Here is an 18,572-nt window from a genome sequence, read left to right on the forward strand (position 1 = left end):
GCCGGCGAAGCGGCGCAGCTTGGCCCACTGCGGCTGAACGGGGGTGGAGCGTCGGACATTGTCGCAGCTTAGCCGGCCGGGCCCGTGCCTGTACCGCAACGGGGTGTTTGACCGGTGGGGTCGGTGGGTGGGGCGATGCTGATGGGGGGCGATTAAAACGGTTTTAAGTGGGGTGGGCGCGCGGTGGGGGATTCGCCTTTCGCTCTAAAGCCAACGCCCCAATCGCCACACCCTCTCCAGGCGCCCTGGCACCCATTCCGGCAAGATGGCGCAATGCCTGCGCGTCCCGATTTCCGTCTCTACCATTCCAATGCGCTGGACGTCCTCGCCGGTCTGCTGGCGCAGGAACTGCGCACGCCCGCGCCCGGTCAGGCACTGCTGGCGCCCGACACCATCCTGATCCCGCAGGTCGCGATGCGCCGCTGGCTGCAGGCGACGCTGGCGCAGGCGTACGGGATCGCGGCCAATCTGGAATTCCTCACCCCGGGCGAATTCGTCCAGCGCGCGCTCGACGCCAACGAACCGGGCATCGACCCGGCCGAGCGCGGCGACGATCTCGACGCCTCGGCGATGCGCTGGCGCCTGTACGGCGTGCTGTCGCAGCCGGCGCAGCTGCGCGAGCCGGCGTTGGCGCCGCTGCGCGCCTACCTGGACGGCGACGACCCGATCAAATCGTGGTCGCTGTCGGGCGAGCTGGCCTCGTTGTTCGAGAAGTACCAGGCCTGGCGCCGCGACTGGCTGTTGGCCTGGGACGCCGGCCGCGACCGCAACGACGCCCAGGCCGCGCTGTGGCGCCGCATCGCCTCCGGCCGTCGCTACCGCGCGCGGCGCATCGACGATTACCTGAGCCGCTTCAACGACGATGGCGGCGAGCACGGCCCGGCGCGGATCCCGCGCGGCCTGCCGTCGCGGCTGTTCGCCTTCGCCACCCTCAACGTCTCGCCCGACGTGCTGCGGGTGATCGCGACCCAGGCGATCGCCGGCACCCTGCACTTCTATCTGCCGACCCCGACGCGCAAGTACTGGGGCGACCTGGGCACCCTGGCCGAACGCCTGCGCCAGGGCGAGGACGCCGCGTTCGGCGAGGACGACAACCCGCTGCTGCAGGCCTGGGGCACGGCCGGGCGCGACTTCATGGCGGTGCTCGGCGGCTACGAGGTGGTGCATCCCTCCGGCGAGATCGCCGCCTACGCCGACCCGGAAGACAGCCGCCACGACGACCCGACGCGCGATACCTTGCTGCAACGCCTGCAACGCGACCTGCTGCACCGGCGCGCGCTGCCGGCGACGCCGTGGCGCGCGCAGGTCGATCGCCTCGACGCGAGCGTGCAGGTCCACGCCTGCCACACCCGCTTGCGCGAAGTGCAGGTGCTGCACGATCAGTTGCAGGGCCTGCTCGACCCGCAGTCCGAACAGGGCCGCCGCTTCGATCCGCCGCTGCAGCCGCGCGAGATCGCGGTGCTCGCGCCCGACATCGATCCGTACGCGCCGCATATCGCCGCGGTGTTCGGCGGCCTGGCCGGGCGCGCGGGATTCATTCCGTATGCGCTGGCCGACGTCAGCCCGCTCGCGGCCGAGCCGCTGGCCGAAGTGTTCCTGCGCCTGCTCGCGCTGCCGGTGTCGCGCTTCGGCCTGGGCGAAGTGCTGGACCTGCTGGCGACGCCGGCGATCGCCGATCAGGCCGGGCTCGACGCCGCCGGCCTGGAACGGCTGCGCCTGTGGCTGGGTCAGGCCGGCGCGCGCTGGGGCATCGACGCGGCCCATCGCAGCCGCCACGACGCGCCGGGCGACGATGCCTACACCTGGGCGTTCGCGCTCGATCGGTTGTTGATCGGCCACGCCGCCGGCGATGGCGAGGCCGCCGACAGCCTGGTCGCCGGGATCGCGCCGTACGCCGAACTCGAAGGCGCGTCGCTGGATGCGCTGGACGCCTTGATCCGTCTGCTGCGCGTGCTCGCGCGCTTCGAACGCGGCCTGGCCGGCGACCTGACCCCAGGGCAATGGGCCGACCGCCTGCTCGGCCTGCTGCGCGCGCTGTTGCCGGAACGCCCGCGCGACAACGCCGACCAGCGCACCCTCGAACGCCTGCGCAGCCTGATCGAACGTTTCGCCAGCGATGCCGACAACGCCGACTTCAACGCCACGGTGCCGCCGGAAGTGGTGCGCGCGCATTTCCGCGCGACCCTGGCCGAAGCCGACACCCGCGCGCCGCTGCTGACCGGCGGGGTCAGCTTCGGCCGGATGGTGCCGATGCGGCTGATTCCGTTCCGGGTGATCTGCCTGCTCGGCATGAACGACGGCGATTACCCGCGCCGCGATCCGGCCGGCGGCATGAACCGGCTCGCCGCCGAACTGGGCACCGCCGCGCGCCGTCACGGCGACCGTTCGCTGCGCGACGACGACCGCTTCTTGTTTCTGCAGCTGTTCGCCGCCGCGTCCGACGCGTTCTATCTGAGTTACCTCGGCGCCGATCCGCGCGACGGCAGCGCGCGCGAACCGTCGACCTTGGTGTCGGAGTTGCTGGATGTCGCCGCGCGCTATCACGCCGACCCGACGCGCGCGCGCGGCGAGTTCGTGGTGCGCGAACCGCTGCAGCCGTTCGCGCCGGCCGCGTTCGGCGCCGATCCGGACGGACGCGGCGGCGAGATCGATCCGCGGCGCTTCAGCTATCGCAGCGAATGGCGACCGGCCGCGGATGCCGGCGGCCACGGCCCGCGCCTGCAACTCGGCCCGTGGCTGGAAGATGCGTTGCCGCCGATGCCGGCCGACGCGAACGAGATCACGCTGGCGTACCAGGACCTGCGCGCGTTCCTGCGCGATCCGCCGAGCGCGTTCCTGCGCCAGCGCCTGGGCCTGCGCCTGCCCGACGAAGTCGAGAGCGGCGAAGACGTCGAACCGCTGGTGTTGCCGGGGCCGGGATTGATGCGCCAGCAACTGCAGCGCGCGGTGTTCGACGACCTGATCGCCGGCGACGGCCGGATCGATCGCGACCGCCTGCAGGCGAGTCTGCGCGCACGCGCGCTGCTGCCGACCGGTCCGTTGGGGCGGCGCCAGCTCGATGCCTTGCTCGGTCAGGTGCGTCCGTACGCGGACGCGTTCGCGCGTTGGCGCGACGGCGAAGGCCAAGTGCTGCCGTTCGAACTCGATCTGGGCGGCACCCAGTTGCGCGGCCGGCTCGACGATGTCTATGCGGGTGGCTTGGCGCGGCTGCGTTTCGACAGCCTGCACGGCCCCTCGCAGATAGCGCACGGCCTGGACTGGCTGGTGCTGTCGGCGCTCGGCGATCCGCGTCCGCTGGCGCAGTTCGCGCACACCAACGAAGGCCCTGGCCCGCATCTGCGCAACGCGTTGTCGCCGCGCGAGGCCAAGGCCGCGTTGCGCGCGCTGCTGCGGCTGCGCGACTACGGCCTGCGCATGCCGTTGCCGTTCCTGCCGCGCGCGGGTTGGCTGTGGTACGAAGCCGCGGCGCAGGATCCGAACGCCTGGAACAAGGCCGGCTGGAACAAGGCCGAAGCGCAATGGCACGGCAGCGCGCGCAGTTGGGGCGAAGCGAGTTCGGCCGCGGTGCGGTTGGCGCTGCGCGGACGCGATCCGTTTCTCGATCCCGATTCGGGCGAACAATTCCGCGACATCGCCAAGTTGGTGTTCGACGCGGTCGTGCATGGCCGCGACGAAGGCGGGCAGGCATGAGCGCCGTGCGCGATCCCTTCCTCGACCTGCCGCTCGACGGCCTGCGCCTGATCGAAGCCAGCGCCGGCACCGGCAAGACTTACACGTTGGCGACCTTGGTCACCCGCCTGGTGATCGAACGCGGCCTGCGCATCGGCGACATCCTCGCGGTGACCTTCACCGACGCCGCCACTCAGGAGCTGCGCGAACGCTTGCGTCGTCGTCTGCTGCTGGCCGCGCGCATCGCCGCCGACGATCCGGCCCTGATCGCCGCCGAAGACGACGGCGAACGCGCGATCACCCGCGAACTGGTGCGCGCGCAGGCCGAGCATGAAGGCGACGCGGCCTTGCGCACGCGTCTGCAACGCGCCGCGCGCGAGATCGATCTGGCCGCGGTGGTCACCATCCACGGCTTCTGCGCGCGCGTGCTCGCCGAACACGCCTTGGAAACCGGCCAGCCGTTCGCCGCGCCGGAGATGATCGGCAGCGAACGCGAGCTGATCGACGAGATCGCGGTCGACCTGTGGCGCGCGTTCGGCAACGACGCCAGTCAGGCCGAACTTCTGTCGCTGCAATGGCCCGCCGGGCCGCGCGCATTGGCCTCGGACCTGGGCGCGTTGATGCGCGCGCCGGTGTTGCTGCCGTCGGTGCCGGAGCTATCGCCCGATCCCTTGTCGGCCTTGCAGGACGCGGCCGAATCGCTGCGGTTGGCCTACGAACAACACGGCGCGCAGGCGTTCGACGCGATCGAAGCGGCGATGGCGGCCAAGGTGCTCAACGGCCAGACCTGGCGCGCGACTCTGCCCGGACAATTGCGCCAAGCGCTGGATCGCTGGTGCGCGAACGGCGATCCGATCGAACCGATCGAGCCGCGCATCGATCGGCTGACCCCGGCGGTGCTCGCCGAGAAAACCAACAAGGGCAAGCAGGCGCAAACGCCGTCGTCGCCGTTGTTCCTGGCAGTCGAACGCTATCTCGATGTTGACGCGCAACGCGCGCAATGGCTGGCGCGGCAGGCGTTGCGTCTGGTCCACGACATCCGCGATGCCGGACGCGTGCGCCTGGCCGAACTCAAGCGGGTTCGGCGCGTGCAGAGCTTCGACGACTTGATCGCCGATGTCGCCTCGGCGCTCGACGGGCCGCACGGCGAGGCCCTGGCGCAGCGGCTGCGCGAGCAGTACGCGGTGGCGCTGGTCGATGAGTTCCAGGACACCGACGTGCGCCAGTGGCGGATCTTCGAACGCGTGTTCGGCGAAGCGACGGTGCTGGAAACGGGCTTGGGCGAACCCGCGCGCGCCGCCGGCCTGTTCCTGATCGGCGATCCGAAGCAGGCGATCTACGGCTTCCGCGGCGGCGACGTCCACACCTATCTGACGGCGGCCGCATTGGCCGAGGCCGCGCCGCCGCTGGATCACAACTTCCGTTCGCGGCCCAGCGTGCTGCGCGCCATCTCGGCGCTGTACGCGCAGGCCGGCGATACCGCCTTCGTCGATGCGCGCATCCGCTTTCGCGAAGTCGCGCCCGGCGGCGCGGTCGCCGACGCCGATCTGCAACGCGACGGCGCGATCGCACCGGCGTTGACGATCCGGCGCTTGCCCGCGCCCGACGACGATCGCAAGAAACCCGAATGGAGTTCACCCGAATCGCGCGAGCTGGCCGTGCGCGCCTGCGTCGCCGCGATCCACTCGTGGCTGCGCGATGCGCGCGAGGGCCGCGCGAGCATTGACGGCCGCGCGCTGCAACCGGGCGATATCGCGGTGCTGGTGCGCAGTCACGACGAAGCCGCGCGCATCCAGCAGGCGCTGATCGCGGCCGGTATCGCCGCGGTCGCGGCCGGCCGACGCAGCCTGTTCGCGACCGAGCAGGCGATTGAGTTGCTGACGGTGTTCGATGCGGTGCTGCATCCCGGCGACGGCGGGCGTTTGCGCGCGGCGCTGGCTACGGTGTTGATCGGGTTGGATGGGGAGCGCATCGCAGCGTTGGGGTTGGACGAGACGGAGCAGGCGGTGTGGCAAGCGCAGGCGCTGAGTTGGCGCGAGCGGTGGCAGCGGCATGGGCCACTCGCGTTAGTCAGCGACCTGTGCGCCGAACACGCGCCGCGCCTGCTCGCGCTGGCCGATGGCGAACGCCGCCTGACCAATCTGCTGCAACTCGGCGAAACCCTGCAGGAAGCCGACACCCGTTCGCTCGGCCTGCACGGTCTGCGTGACTGGTTGCATCTGCGCATCGCCGAAGCCGACGACAGCGACGAAAAACAGCAGCTGCGGCTGGAATCCGACGCGCGCCGGGTGCAGATCCTGACCCTGCACAAGAGCAAGGGCCTGGAGTTCGCGTTGGTGTTCCTGCCGTTCGTGGCGATCGGGCGCGAGCCGCGCGGCGGCCGATGGTGCGAATACCCTGATCCGCTTCACGGTCGGGTGCTGCAGGTGCAGAGCGAGGTGTTCGATCCGAACGCGCCGGATTGGGACAGCGCGCGCGAACGCGCAGGGATAGAGGCGCGTTCGGAAGACGCGCGCCTGCTCTACGTCGGCCTGACCCGCGCGCGTCATGCCTTGTGGTTGGCGAGCGGGCCGTTGTATCTCGCGCAAGCCTCGCCGTTGCAGGCGATGCTGGCCGATGCCGACGCGCTCGCGCGCGAACTTCCCGGCGAAGTCGTCATCGACGATGCACCGCTTGAACACCCGCCCACGCCGCTGCCGCCGCCCGCGGCCGGCGCGGTGCCGCCGGCGCGTCGCGCGCGTCACAGCGTGCCGCGCGATTGGTGGGTTTACAGCTTTACCCAGCTGACCAACGAGGACGACGGCGCCGGCCAGGGCGCACTGGTCGCCGACGAGCGCGGCGCCGAAGACGAGCCCGACATCGCCGCGGTCTTGCTCACGCCCGGCGATGCGCGCTATTCCGGCAGCCGCTTCGGCAACGTCGTCCACACCGCGCTGGAACGCGTGGATTTCGGCGCGTGGCGCGACTGGACCGCCGACGCGCCCGCGCCCGACGGCGAAGCCGCGTGGCTGGCCTCGGCGCTGCGTGGCGAGGGTTACACCGATGCCGATATCGACGACGGCATGCCGCTGCTGACTTCGCTGGTCGGCCTCACGCTCACTGCCGCGTTGCCCGAAGGCACGCGCCTGTGCGAACTGCCCGAGCGCGAGCGGCGCAGCGAGATGGAATTCCATTTCGCTTTGGAATCGGTGCCGGTCGATCGCCTGCTCGCGACCCTGCATGCGCATGGCTGGTTGCGTGAACGCCAGGCGTTCGGCCTGCGTCGCCGCCTGGAAGGTCTGATGACCGGCAAGATCGACTTGGTCTACGCCTTCGAAGGCCGCTACTACGTGCTCGACTACAAGACCAACCGCCTGCCGTCCTACGACGCGATCCAGGTCGAACGCGCGATGAGCGAAAGCGAGTACACCCTGCAATCGTTGATCTACACCGTCGCCTTGCACCGCTGGCTGCGGTTCCGCCTTGGCGACGACTACGACTACGCGCGCGATTTCGGCGGCGTGCGCTATCTGTTCTGTCGCGGCCTCGACCCGGCCGATCCCGGCGCCGGCTTGTACGCGCACCAACCCGCGCGCGAACTGGTCGACGCGGTCGATGCCTTGTTCGCCGGAGCCGTGGCATGAGCCTGCTCGAGGCCTTGCATCGCGAAGGCAGCCTGCGCACGGTCGATCATGCGTTCGCGCAGGCGCTGCGCAGGCTCGATCGCGACACGCCCGACGCGGTGCTCGCGGCCGCCGCGCTGGCCTCGCAGGCGATCGCGCGCGGCCATGCCGCGTTCGATCCGCGCAGCCCGCAGTGGCTCAGCGAAGCGACCACCGACTGGCCCGATCCGGATGAGTGGCTCGCGCTGCTGGCCGATTCGCGCTGGGTCGCCACGCCCGCGCCCGGCATCGCCGCGAGCGCGCATGCGCCGTTGGTGCTCGAGCGCGGCCTGCTGTATCTGCGTCGCTATCGCGAGTACGAACGCCGTCTCGCCGACGGTCTGCGCCGGATCGCCGCGTTCGCGCCGCCGCCGACCGATCTGGCCGCATTGGCGCCGTTGTTCGCGATCCTGTTTCCGAACGCGCGCGACGACGACCGCCAGGCGCGCGCGGCCGCCTTGGCCTTGCTGCAGTCGCTGCTGCTCGCCACCGGCGGCCCCGGCACCGGCAAGACCACCACGATCGCGCGGGTGCTGCTGCTGTTGATCGCGCAGGCGCGTCTGGATGGCGTCAGCGCGCCACGCATCGCCCTGGCCGCGCCGACCGGCCGCGCCGCCGAACGCATGGCCGAGAGCCTGCGCGCGGCGGCGTTGCGATTGAGCGCGCTCGACGGCATCGACCCGAGCCTGTGCGAGGCCTTGCCGAATCAGGCCAGCACCTTGCATCGTCTGCTCGGCAGCGTGCCCGACAGCCCGCGCTTCCGTCACGACGCGCGCAATCCGCTGGCGTTCGACGTGATCGTGGTCGACGAAGCCTCGATGGTCGACCTTCCGCTGATGTGCAAGTTGGTCGAAGCGGTGCCGGCCGGCGCGCGGCTGATCCTGCTCGGCGATCGCGATCAGCTGCCGTCGGTCGAAGCCGGCGACGTGCTCGCCGCGATCGTCGATGCGGCCGGCGACGACGATGGTCTGCCCGCGGCCTTGGCCGAATCCTTGCAGCCGCTGCTCGGCGAGATCGCAATCCAGACCGATCCGGCGCCGTTGAGCGCGTATCGCGTGCATCTGCGTCGCGGCTATCGTCAAGCCGAAAGCCTGGAACTCGCGCCGCTCGCCGAAGCGACCCGCGCCGGCGACGCCGACACCGTGCTGGCCTTGTTGCGCGGCGGCGAATTGGCCGGCGTGCAATTCCACGAAGACGTGCACGACCCCTTGGCCGGCGCCGGCCGCGACTGGCTGCTGCCGGCGTGGCGCGCGCTGGCCGCGATCGACGATCCGCTCGAAGCGCTGCAGGCCGCCGCGCGCCTGCGCCTGCTGACCGCGTTGCGCGACGGCGGCCAGGGCGCGGCGCCGTTGAATGCGCGCATCGAGGAAGCGCTGGCCGGCGCGCATCGTCCGGCGTATTTCCACGGCCGCCTGTTGCTGATCACCGAGAACAGCTATCGCCACGGCCTGTTCAACGGCGACATCGGCATCTGCCTGCGGCCGCGCGACGCCGACGGCCGCGAACTGGCCAACGCCGCGACCGTCGCCTGGTTCGCCGGCGGCAGCGAAGGCGTGCGCCCCTTCCATCCCTCGGCCTTGCCCGCGCACAGCGGCGCGTTCGCGATGACCGTGCACAAGGCGCAGGGCTCGGAGTTCGACGCGGTCTGGCTGCAACTGCCGCGCCAGGACGCGCGCCACCTGTCGCGCGAACTGCTCTACACCGGCATGACCCGCGCCCGCCGCGAGCTGCATATCGCCGGCAGCGAAGCGGTGCTGCGGCTGGCGTTGTCGCGGCATGCGGCGCGGGTGTCGGGGTTGTCGTGGCGGTTGGGGGAGCGCTGAGGTCATCCGTCGTGTTGCTGGTATCTCCCTGTAGGAGCGGCGCGAGCCGCGACCGCGGCACTGCGCTTGCGTCGAAAGCTGCGTCGAAGCCGAAATGTCGCGGTCGCGGCTTACGCCGCTCCTACAGGGGAGGTACCAAAAAAACCGGCCGTCGTGAGACGGCCGGGATGGTGAATCGCAAGCTGAGACCGCGCGGATTTACACCAACGCCGCATCCTCATCGCTCGGCGTATCGTCCTTGCGTTCCACCTCGTCGCCACGCTTGCCCACGCGCGCGGTCGTCTTCGCCGCGCGCTTGTCGACCGCCTCGGTGATCGCCTCGATCGCTTCGACCACCGGTACCGCGATGGTGCGCGGTTCGCTGGCCGCTTCCTTGGCCAGGCCGTGGGCCATCGCCGCTTCGGCTTCTTCGGAGGCCTTGCGGAAGCGCTTGGCGTCCGGGCACAGCACCTGCATGTAATCGGCGTCGAAGTTCAGGCGTTCGACCAGGAAGTCGACGAATGCCCGTACCTTGGGCGATTGCACCTGCCCGCGCGGGAACACGGCATTGAACTCGTACTCCGGCCCGGTCCAACCCGCCAGCACGCGCTGCACATAGCCTTGTTCGGCGAAGGCCTTGACGGTGACGTCGGCCGCCAGCATCAGCGCTTCGCCGCACAGCAGCGCGCCGCGCAGCGGACCGGGGTCGTTGGCGACCATGACCGGGTCGATCACGTAGTCGACGCTGCGTTCGCCGTCGCTGAGGGTCCACACGTACTCGTTGTTGCGTCGCGACTTGGGCATCGCCAGGGTGCGGTGATGGCGCAGGTCGTCGGGGTGCAGCGGTTCGCCGTGGCGGGCGAGGTAATTCGGGCTGGCGTAGATCTGAGTGCGGAAGATCGCCAGCCGGCGCGCGACCAGGTTGGAGTCGGGCAGGTCGCCCACGCGCAGGGCGACGTCGATGCCCTTGTCGATCATGTCGACGGTTTCGTTGCTCAGGTTCATCTCCACCCGCACCTCCGGATGGCGCGCGTGGAATTCGCCGAGCAGCGGCGCGATCCAGGTGATGCCGACCGAGTACGGCGCGGTGATGCGCAGCCAGCCGCGCGGGCCGCCCTGCAACTGGCCGACCGCGCTTTCGGCTTCGGCCAGTTCGCGGGCGATGCGCTGGCAGTGTTCGAAATACAGGTTGCCGGCCTCGGTCAGGCCGAGCTTGCGGGTCGTGCGATGCAGCAGTTGCGCGCCCAGGCGGGTTTCCAGTTCCTGCACCTTGCGGCTGACCGTGGTCTTGGGCAGGCGCAGCGCGCGCGCGGCGGAAATGAAGCTGCCGGCTTCGACCACCTTCACGAAGATCAGGGTGTCGTTGAGATCGTGAGCCATGGGCAATGGCCTCCTAGGTAGAGATCGAAACGGAGCGGCGCGAGTCGGGACGGCTGCGGTGGTTCGCTTCGAAGGCGGAACGAAAGTGAGAGTCGGGTGCGGGGACGGCGGAGCGGAAGCGGCAAGCCAGTGAGTCGATAAGCGATAGCAAGGGAACAGATAGAGGAATCCGGATATCGCGCCGGCGCGGCCGCCGGTTCAATGCATGGCGATGAATCGCTGTCCGTGGCGTGGCGCCTGCCGGTTCCGACCGGTCGGGTGTTGGGTGACGCGTGTCATCGGTGTCCGCTGATCCCGGCCACTGCCGCCGCGGCCGGCGCGGGCCGACAGTAAGGCGGTCGATGGTATCGATGGCTCTTGATCGCCCCGGTTTCCTTGCGGACCCCTGTGGTCTAGGGGGCCGTGCCGGGGCTTTCAAGGGGGCGATCGGGATATTGGACCGTTGCCGGGACAATTATTCCCTTAATCCATGGCTAATCAAGTGCCATTCCCATCTCTACTCTGTGCCGCAGATCGATGGAGTCCCCCGCCATGTTGACCCCCCGCCAAGCCCGTTTCGCTTTTCTACCTTTGATGCTGGTGGCCATGTCCGCCCTGATCGGGCTGGCCGTGGTCGTTTTCCGACAGGGCCTTTCCCAGGGCCCGGAAGAAGCCTGGATGCTGGCCTGGGTGCTGGCCTTCACCATCGCCCTGCCGGCGGCGATGCTGCTGATGCCGGCGATCAGCGCCGTGCTCGCGCACTACACCCGGGATGACAAGCGTCACGCGATCATCCCGCGAGTGGGAGAAAAAGTCCCGGGAGCGGGACAATGAAAGCTCCACTGGTTGTACTCGGTGCCACCGGCGGCGTCGGCCGCGGGGTCGTGCAGGCCGCGATCGACAGCGGCCGCCCGGTCATCGCGGTCGCTCGTCAGAGCAGCGAACTCAAGGCGCTCAAGGCCGGCTACCCCCACGCCGACCTGACCACGATCGCAGGCTCCGTCAGCAGCGACGCCGCCGGCGCCAAGCTCGCGCGCGCCCTGCGCAAGCTCGACCGGCCGCTGGCCGGCGTGGTCGCCGCGGTCTGCGGCGGCGCCGAGCGCGGTCGCCTGCTCGACAACCCGGCCGACTTCCTGCGCCGCAAGCTCGACGAGGATCTCCTCCCCCACCTCGCCGCGGCTCGCCACCTGTTGCCCCTGCTGGCGCAATACGACCGTGGCGGCACCTACGTGCTGATCGGCGGACCCGGCAGCGAGCACCCGTGGGCCGGTTACGGACACCGCTCGATCGGCGCGGCCGCGTTGCGCATGCTCGCGCGCGTGCTGCACGACGAAGCGCGTCAGCTGGCCGTGCGCGTGCAGCTGCTCGCGGTCGACTCGCCGGTGTGCACCGAGTTCAACCAACGCCATTCCTGCCCCGAATGGCCCAGCGCGCTGTCGGTCGGCCAGCGCGTGATGGCGCTGATCGATCACGAAGTCAGCGGCGAGCCGCCGCGCGCGATCGTGCCGTACGCGCTGCGCCAGCCGCCACCGCAACTGCCGCCGCGCAGCAGCGCGCGGCTCCCCCCTTCGCCCGCCAGCGCCACCGCCAGCCCGCCCCGCCTCGCCACCGATTCGTATTCCACCACTACCAGCCGCGCCAGCACCCCCAAGACGATCACGGCCACAACGGCTTCCAGCGATGCGTGTCCGCAAGATCCGGGCAGCCCCGCCGACGAAAAAACGCAACGCTGTCTGCAGGACGCGCGCGCATTGCTCAAGTCGTTGACCTCGAATAATCCCAAACAGGAACCCACCCCCCGATGAGCACTCGCAACTCTCCCGCCCGCTCCGGCCGACCCGGCCTCGGGCTCTCGCTGCTCGCGTTGACCGCGAGCGTCGTCATCGCCCTGGCCGCCGTCGGTTGCGGCAGCCAGGCCGCCACCCCCGAAGGCGGCGCGCCGCCGCCGCCGGAAGTCAGCGTCGCCCAGGTGCTGAGCAAGCAGGTGCGTCAGTGGGACGACTTCACCGGCCGCGTCAGCGCGGTGGAATCGGTCGAATTGCGCGCCCGCGTCAGCGGCTACGTCGATCGCGTCGCGTTCAAGGAAGGCCAGGAGGTCAAGAAGGGCGACCTGCTGTTCGTGATCGACCCGCGCCGTTACCGCGCCGAACTCAACCGCGCCCAGGCCCAGCTGGAACAGGCGCGCGCCGAAGCGCGCCTGGCCAAGACCCAGGACAAGCGCGCGCAGACCCTGGTCGAGGCCAAGGCGATCTCGCGCGAAGAAGCCGAGACCCGCCGCGCCGCCACCACCCAGGGCGACGCCGCGGTGCGCGCGGCCGAAGCCGCGGTGGCCTCGGCGCAGCTGGATCTGACCTTCAGCGAAGTGCGTTCGCCGATCGACGGCCGCGCCGGCCGCGCCATGGTCACCGTCGGCAATCTCGCCTCGGCCGACCAGACCGTGCTGACCACGGTGGTGTCGCAGAACCCGATGTACGTCTACTTCGAAAGCGACGAACAGACCTACCTGCGCTACAACGAACTGGCGCGCAAGGGCCAGCGCGAGGGCAGCAAGAACCCGGTCCGCATCGGCCTGGCCAGCGAAACCGGTTATCCGCACGAGGGCACGGTCGACTTCACCGACAACCAGGTCGATCCGACCACCGGCACCATCCGCGCCCGCGCGGTGGTCGACAACACCGATCGCATCTTCACCCAGGGCCTGTTCGCGCGCGTCCAGCTCGAGGGCAGCGCGCAGTTCAAGGCCATGCTGGTCGACGACAAGGCGGTGCTGACCGACCAGGACCGCAAGTACGTCTACGTGCTCGGCGCGAAGAACGAAGCGGTGCGCAAGGACGTGGTGCTCGGCCGCATGATCGAGGGCCTGCGCGTGGTCGAATCGGGCCTGGCGCCGACTGACAAGGTCATCGTCCACGGCGTGCAGAAGGTGTTCTTCCCGGGCATGCCGGTGTCGCCCAAGACCATCGCCATGGGCGCCGCGGCGCCGGTGCCGGCGGCGCCGGGCGCGGCGGCCGGGGCTTTGTGATCGCCGCGACTCACGCACTTTAAAGAACCTTCGAAAGCCCTGGTCGTCATCCCCGCGAAGGCGGGGATCCAGGGCTCTTCGGGCGAGAACGTTTGAAGTCTCTGGATTCCCGCCTTCGCGGGAATGACGGGCCAAAGCAGACACGCCTGCGGGTTATCGCAAACAAAGGCCCGCGTCCCCACGGCGCAGGCCGGGGACTCATGCGGCCAAACACCGCACCAAGGAATCCGTCATGGACTTTTCCAAATTTTTCATCGATCGACCGATCTTCGCGGCGGTGCTGTCGATCGTGATCTTCGCCGCCGGCCTGATCGCGATACCGATCCTGCCGATCAGCGAATATCCCGAAGTGGTACCGCCCTCGGTGGTCGTGCGCACGGTGTACCCGGGCGCCAACCCCAAGGTCATCGCCGAGACCGTCGCCACGCCGCTTGAAGAAGCGATCAACGGCGTCGAAGACATGATGTACATCAAGTCGGTCGCCGGTTCCGACGGCGTGCTGGTCACCACCGTGACCTTCCGTCCGGGCACCAACGCCGACGATGCCGCCGTGCGCGTGCAGAACCGGGTCAGCCAGGCGCTGGCGCGACTGCCCGAGGACGTGCGACGGCAAGGCGTGACCACCCAGAAGCAATCGCCCGTGTTCTTGATGGTGGTGCATCTGACCTCGCCCAACGGCAAGTACGACACGCTGTATCTGCGCAACTACGCCCGTCTGCACGTCAAGGATTCGCTGGCGCGCCTGTCGGGCGTCGGCGACGCGCAGATCTTCGGCGGCGGCGACTACGCGATGCGCGCCTGGCTCGATCCGGACAAGGTCGCCTCGCGCGGCCTGACCGCCGGCGACGTGGTCCGCGCGATGCGCGAGCAGAACGTGCAGGTCTCCGCCGGCCAGCTCGGCGCCGAGCCGATCGAAAAGAGCGACTTCCTGACCCTGATCAACGCCCAGGGCCGCCTGCGCAGCGAGAAGGAGTTCGGCGACATCGTGCTCAAGAGCGGCGAAGGCGGCGAGATCGTGCGCCTGTCCGACGTCGCCCGCCTGGAACTGGGCGCCGGCGACTACAGCCTGCGTTCGCAGCTCGACGGCAAGAACGCGGTCGGCATCGGTATCTTCCAGGCCCCGGGCGCGAACGCGCTGGACATCCAGGAGCAGGTGATCGCGAACATGGATCGCATCGCCAAGAGCTTCCCGGAAGGCATCAAGTACGAAGCGGTGTACGACACGACCATCTTCGTGCGCGACTCGATCAAGGCGGTGGTCTCGACCCTGCTCGAGGCGATCTTGCTGGTGGTGCTGGTGGTGATCTTGTTCCTGCAGACCTGGCGCGCGTCGATCATTCCGTTGATCGCGGTCCCGGTCTCGATCGTCGGTACCTTCGCCGCGTTGTACCTGCTGGGCTTCTCGATCAACACCCTGAGCCTGTTCGGCCTGGTGCTGGCGATCGGCATCGTGGTCGACGACGCGATCGTGGTGGTGGAAAACGTCGAACGCAACATCGAGGAAGGCCTGACCCCGCTGGAAGCGGCGCACCAGGCGATGAAGGAAGTGTCCGGTCCGATCGTCGCGATCGCGCTGGTGCTGTGCGCAGTGTTCGTGCCGATGGCGTTCCTGTCGGGCGTGACCGGCCAGTTCTACAAGCAGTTCGCGGTGACGATCGCCATCTCCACGGTGATCTCGGCGATCAACTCGCTGACTCTGTCGCCGGCCCTGGCCGCGCGCCTGCTCAAGCCGCACGGTGCGCCGAAGGATGCGCCGACGCGTCTGATCGACCGTCTGTTCGGCTGGCTGTTCCGTCCGTTCAACCGTTTCTTCGCTTCCAGCTCGGAGAAGTACCAGCGCTCGGTCTCGGGCATCCTCGGCAAGCGCGGCGCGGTGTTCGTGGTGTACGCGGTGCTGCTGGTCGCCACCGGCTTCATGTTCAAGATCGTGCCGGCCGGCTTCATCCCGCTGCAGGACAAGCTGTACCTGATCGCCGCGGTGAAACTGCCGGAAGGCTCGTCGATCTCGCGCACCGATGAACTGCTGCGCAAGGTCACCGACGTCGCGATGAAGACCGAGGGCGTGCAGCACTCGATCGCCTTCCCGGGCTTGAACGCGGTGCAGTTCACCAACACGCCCAACACCGGCGTGGCGTTCCTGCCGCTCAAGCCGTTCTCCGAGCGCAGCCGAAGCGCGGTGGAAATCACCTCGGAGATCAACCAGAAGATCGCCGGCTTCCAGGAAGGCTTCACCTTCGCGCTGATGCCGCCGCCGATCCTCGGCCTGGGCAACGGCGCGGGCTATCAGATGTTCATCGAGGACCGCAGCAACCTGGGTTACGGCGCGCTGCAGACCGCGGTCAGCTCGTTCCAGGGCACGATCATGCAGACCCCGGGCATGGGCTACGCCAACAGCACCTACCAGGCCAACGTCCCGCAGCTCGACGCCGAAGTCGACCGGGTCAAGGCCAAGGCGCAGGGCGTGCCGCTGACCGAGTTGTTCGACACCCTGCAGACCTACCTGGGTTCGGCCTACGTCAACGACTTCAACCAGTTCGGCCGTACCTGGCAGGTGATCGCCCAGGCCGACGGTTCGTTCCGCGACAACGTCGAAGACATCGCCAACCTGCGTACCCGCAACGACCGCGGCGAGATGGTGCCGATCGGTTCGATGGTCAGCATCAAGCAGACCTTCGGCCCTGACCCGGTGCTGCGCTACAACGGCTACCCGGCCGCCGACATCGCCGGCGACGTCGATCCGCGCGTGATGTCCTCGGCCCAGGCCATGGATGTCGTGAAGGAGGTGGCCGCCAAGGTGCTGCCGCACGGCATGGAAATCGAATGGACCGACCTGAGCTATCAGCAGGCCAGCCAGGGCAATGCCGCATTGATCGTGTTCCCGCTCGCCATCCTGCTCGCGTTCCTGGTGCTGGCGGCGCTGTACGAAAGCTGGACCCTGCCGCTGGCGGTGATCCTGATCGTGCCGATGTGCATGCTGTCGGCGCTGATCGGCGTCAAGCTGACCGGTGGCGACAACAACGTGTTCGTGCAGGTCGGCCTGGTGGTGTTGATGGGCCTGGCGTGTAAGAACGCCATCCTGATCGTCGAGTTCGCCCGCGAACTGGAACTGCAGGGCAAGGGCATCGTCGAAGCCGCGCTGGAGTCGTGCCGCCTGCGTCTGCGTCCGATCGTGATGACCTCGATCGCCTTCATCGCGGGCACCGTGCCGCTGGTGCTGTCGCACGGCGCCGGCGCGGAAGTCCGCTCGGTCACCGGCATCACCGTGTTCGCCGGCATGTTGGGCGTGACCCTGTTCGGTCTGTTCCTGACCCCGGTGTTCTACGTCGCCCTGCGCAAGATGGTCGGCACCAAGCTGGTCTCGCACGGCGACCACCACAACGCTTCGGAGAAAGTCCATGCGTAATTTCAAACTCCCCGCGATCGCCGTGCTGACCCTCGCACTGGCCGCCTGCGCCGTCGGTCCGGACTATGTCCGGCCGACCCTGGCCACGCCGGACGCGTTCGCCCGCGCCGACGCGCAGGCCGGCACCGACGGCACCGCGGCGCCCGAACCCGGCGCCGAGTTCTGGCGCGGGTTCAACGACCCGCTGCTGACCCGGCTGGTCGAGGAATCGCTGACCGCCAACCACGACCTGCGCATCGCCCTGGCCAACTACGACCGCGCCAATGCGCTGTTGCGCGGCGCCAAGTTCGACCGTTTCCCGACCATCACCGGCAGCGCGAGCGGCAGCGAATCGCGTTCGAGCTCCGATCAGATGCCGGGCGTGTCCAACAACGGCCGCGACAACGAAAGCTACAGCGCGCAGGCCAACGTGAGCTGGGAACTCGACCTGTTCGGCCGCGTGCGCCGCAACGTCGAGTCCGAGCGCGCCGAAACCTGGGCCAGCGCGGCCGACCTGCAGGCGATGCAGGTATCGATCGTCGGCGAAGTGGCGCGCAGCTATGTCGAGCTGCGCGGCCTGCAGGAACGCCTGCGGGTCGCGCGCGAGAACGCCGAGAACCAGACCGAGACCCTGCGTCTGGTGCAGGCGCGCTTCGACGCCGGCCGCGGCACCGAGTTCGACACTTCGCGTGCGCGTGCGCAACTCGAAGCGACCTTGGCGCGCGTACCGAATCTGGAAGCGCAGGTCGCGGTCACCGAGCATCGCCTCGCGGTGCTGACCGGGCAGACGCCCGACGCGCTGATCGCCGAACTCGATCAGGCGGTGGCATTGCCGTCGCTGCCGCAACGCCTCGACGCCGCCACCCCGGGCGAACTGCTGCGCCGTCGTCCCGATGTCGCCGCGGCCGAGCACCGCCTGCACGCGGCCACCGCGCGCATCGGCGTGGCCACCGCCGATCTGTTCCCGCGCTTCACCCTGAGCGGCCTGATCGGTTCGCAGGCGATCGACACCAGCGCCTTGTTCGAACGCGCCAGCGAAACCCGTCTGGTCGCGCTCGGCATCGACTGGTCGTTCCTCGACATCGGCCGGGTGCGTTCGCGCATCAAAGCGGCCGATGCGAGCGCCGAAGGCGAACTGGCGCGCTATCAGCAAAGCGTGTTGCTGGCGCTGGAAGACACCGAGAACGCGCTGGTGCGCTATGCCCGCGCGCGGGTCGAGGACCAGCACCTGGAACGCGCCTCGCAGGACAGCCTGAAGGCCGCGAAACTCGCGCGCGTGCGCTACGAGGCCGGCGCCGCCGACCTGTTCGAAGTGCTCGACGCCGAACGCACCCAGTTGCAGGCGCAGGACGCCTTCGCCGACGGCCGCACCCGCAGCGTCACCGGCGCGATCGCGCTGTACAAGGCGATGGCCGGCGGCTGGCCGGACCGCGAACCGGTGCGGGAGGGGGTGGCGCGCAACTAGCCGGGATTAGAGATTCGGGATTCGGGATTCGACAAAGCGATTGCGTCGCATCACTTTGCTCTGACCAATCCCGAATCCCAACTCCCGAATCCCGGCCTCTTATTGACCGACGACCCACGGGCACGGCGACGCTCGCTCCCCCTCTCTTTCGCCGTGACCGTCGTCGGTCCTTTTGATTGCAATCGAAGTGCGCGACGCGGTGCGGAAGGTTGGCGATGCGCGGTCGCCCTCG

Annotated in this window: 8 protein-coding genes and 1 pseudogene; 8 read left to right on the forward strand and 1 reads right to left on the reverse strand. The window is 69.2% G+C overall.

What is annotated here, in order from left to right; genetic code table 11:
• The first annotated feature begins 273 nt into the window (after positions 1-273).
• Genes recC through recD form a run of 3 tightly spaced genes read left to right on the forward strand, consistent with a single transcriptional unit; the run spans position 274 to position 9,133 of the window.
• The gene (recC, locus tag AC3A4T_RS16305) at positions 274-3,690 is read left to right on the forward strand and encodes an exodeoxyribonuclease V subunit gamma (protein WP_487676324.1); all 3,417 of its coding nucleotides are present in this window, start codon (positions 274-276) and stop codon (positions 3,688-3,690) included.
• Positions 3,687-7,292: an exodeoxyribonuclease V subunit beta gene (recB, locus tag AC3A4T_RS16310; protein ID WP_487676325.1), complete on the forward strand. Its 3,606-nt coding sequence runs from the start codon at positions 3,687-3,689 to the stop codon at positions 7,290-7,292. The genes recC and recB overlap by 4 nt, the downstream gene beginning before the upstream one ends.
• The gene (gene recD / locus AC3A4T_RS16315; RefSeq protein ID WP_487676326.1) at positions 7,289-9,133 is read left to right on the forward strand and encodes an exodeoxyribonuclease V subunit alpha; all 1,845 of its coding nucleotides are present in this window, start codon (positions 7,289-7,291) and stop codon (positions 9,131-9,133) included. Before recB ends, recD begins: the two co-directional genes overlap by 4 nt.
• A gap of 399 nt (positions 9,134-9,532) precedes the next feature.
• On the opposite strand, the pseudogene AC3A4T_RS16320 reads toward recD, so the two are convergent.
• Positions 9,533-10,492, reverse strand: a pseudogene (locus AC3A4T_RS16320) (LysR family transcriptional regulator); the annotation flags it as partial.
• 531 nt (positions 10,493-11,023) lie between these two features.
• Here AC3A4T_RS16320 and AC3A4T_RS16325 point away from each other — a divergent pair.
• From AC3A4T_RS16325 to AC3A4T_RS16345, 5 genes are all read left to right on the forward strand, one after another.
• A complete protein-coding gene (locus AC3A4T_RS16325; protein ID WP_046658611.1) occupies positions 11,024-11,305 on the forward strand; it encodes a DUF2798 domain-containing protein in 282 nt (93 codons plus the stop codon).
• Positions 11,302-12,276 (forward strand): SDR family NAD(P)-dependent oxidoreductase, encoded by a 975-nt coding sequence (locus AC3A4T_RS16330; protein ID WP_487676327.1) that lies wholly within the window; start codon positions 11,302-11,304, stop codon positions 12,274-12,276. The genes AC3A4T_RS16325 and AC3A4T_RS16330 overlap by 4 nt, the downstream gene beginning before the upstream one ends.
• Complete coding sequence (locus AC3A4T_RS16335) at positions 12,273-13,493, forward strand: efflux RND transporter periplasmic adaptor subunit (RefSeq protein ID WP_487676328.1); 1,221 nt, start codon at positions 12,273-12,275, stop codon at positions 13,491-13,493. Before AC3A4T_RS16330 ends, AC3A4T_RS16335 begins: the two co-directional genes overlap by 4 nt.
• 232 nt (positions 13,494-13,725) lie before the next feature.
• Positions 13,726-16,896 (forward strand): efflux RND transporter permease subunit, encoded by a 3,171-nt coding sequence (locus tag AC3A4T_RS16340; RefSeq protein ID WP_487676329.1) that lies wholly within the window; start codon positions 13,726-13,728, stop codon positions 16,894-16,896.
• Complete coding sequence (locus AC3A4T_RS16345; RefSeq protein ID WP_487676330.1) at positions 16,889-18,340, forward strand: efflux transporter outer membrane subunit; 1,452 nt, start codon at positions 16,889-16,891, stop codon at positions 18,338-18,340. Before AC3A4T_RS16340 ends, AC3A4T_RS16345 begins: the two co-directional genes overlap by 8 nt.
• The last annotated feature ends 232 nt before the right edge of the window (positions 18,341-18,572 follow it).

The sequence above is a fragment of the Lysobacter sp. Soil_N_51 genome (genome assembly GCF_057655755.1).

Excerpts from the sequence above, each read along its gene's own strand:
- recC (WP_487676324.1), top strand. The coding sequence starts at position 274 with ATGCCTGCGCGTCCCGATTTCCGTCTCTACCATTCCAATGCGCTGGAC.
- recB (WP_487676325.1), top strand. The coding sequence starts at position 3,687 with ATGAGCGCCGTGCGCGATCCCTTCCTCGACCTGCCGCTCGACGGCCTG.
- recD (WP_487676326.1), top strand. The coding sequence starts at position 7,289 with ATGAGCCTGCTCGAGGCCTTGCATCGCGAAGGCAGCCTGCGCACGGTC.
- AC3A4T_RS16325 (WP_046658611.1), top strand. The coding sequence starts at position 11,024 with ATGTTGACCCCCCGCCAAGCCCGTTTCGCTTTTCTACCTTTGATGCTG.
- AC3A4T_RS16330 (WP_487676327.1), top strand. The coding sequence starts at position 11,302 with ATGAAAGCTCCACTGGTTGTACTCGGTGCCACCGGCGGCGTCGGCCGC.
- AC3A4T_RS16335 (WP_487676328.1), top strand. The coding sequence starts at position 12,273 with ATGAGCACTCGCAACTCTCCCGCCCGCTCCGGCCGACCCGGCCTCGGG.
- AC3A4T_RS16340 (WP_487676329.1), top strand. The coding sequence starts at position 13,726 with ATGGACTTTTCCAAATTTTTCATCGATCGACCGATCTTCGCGGCGGTG.
- AC3A4T_RS16345 (WP_487676330.1), top strand. The coding sequence starts at position 16,889 with ATGCGTAATTTCAAACTCCCCGCGATCGCCGTGCTGACCCTCGCACTG.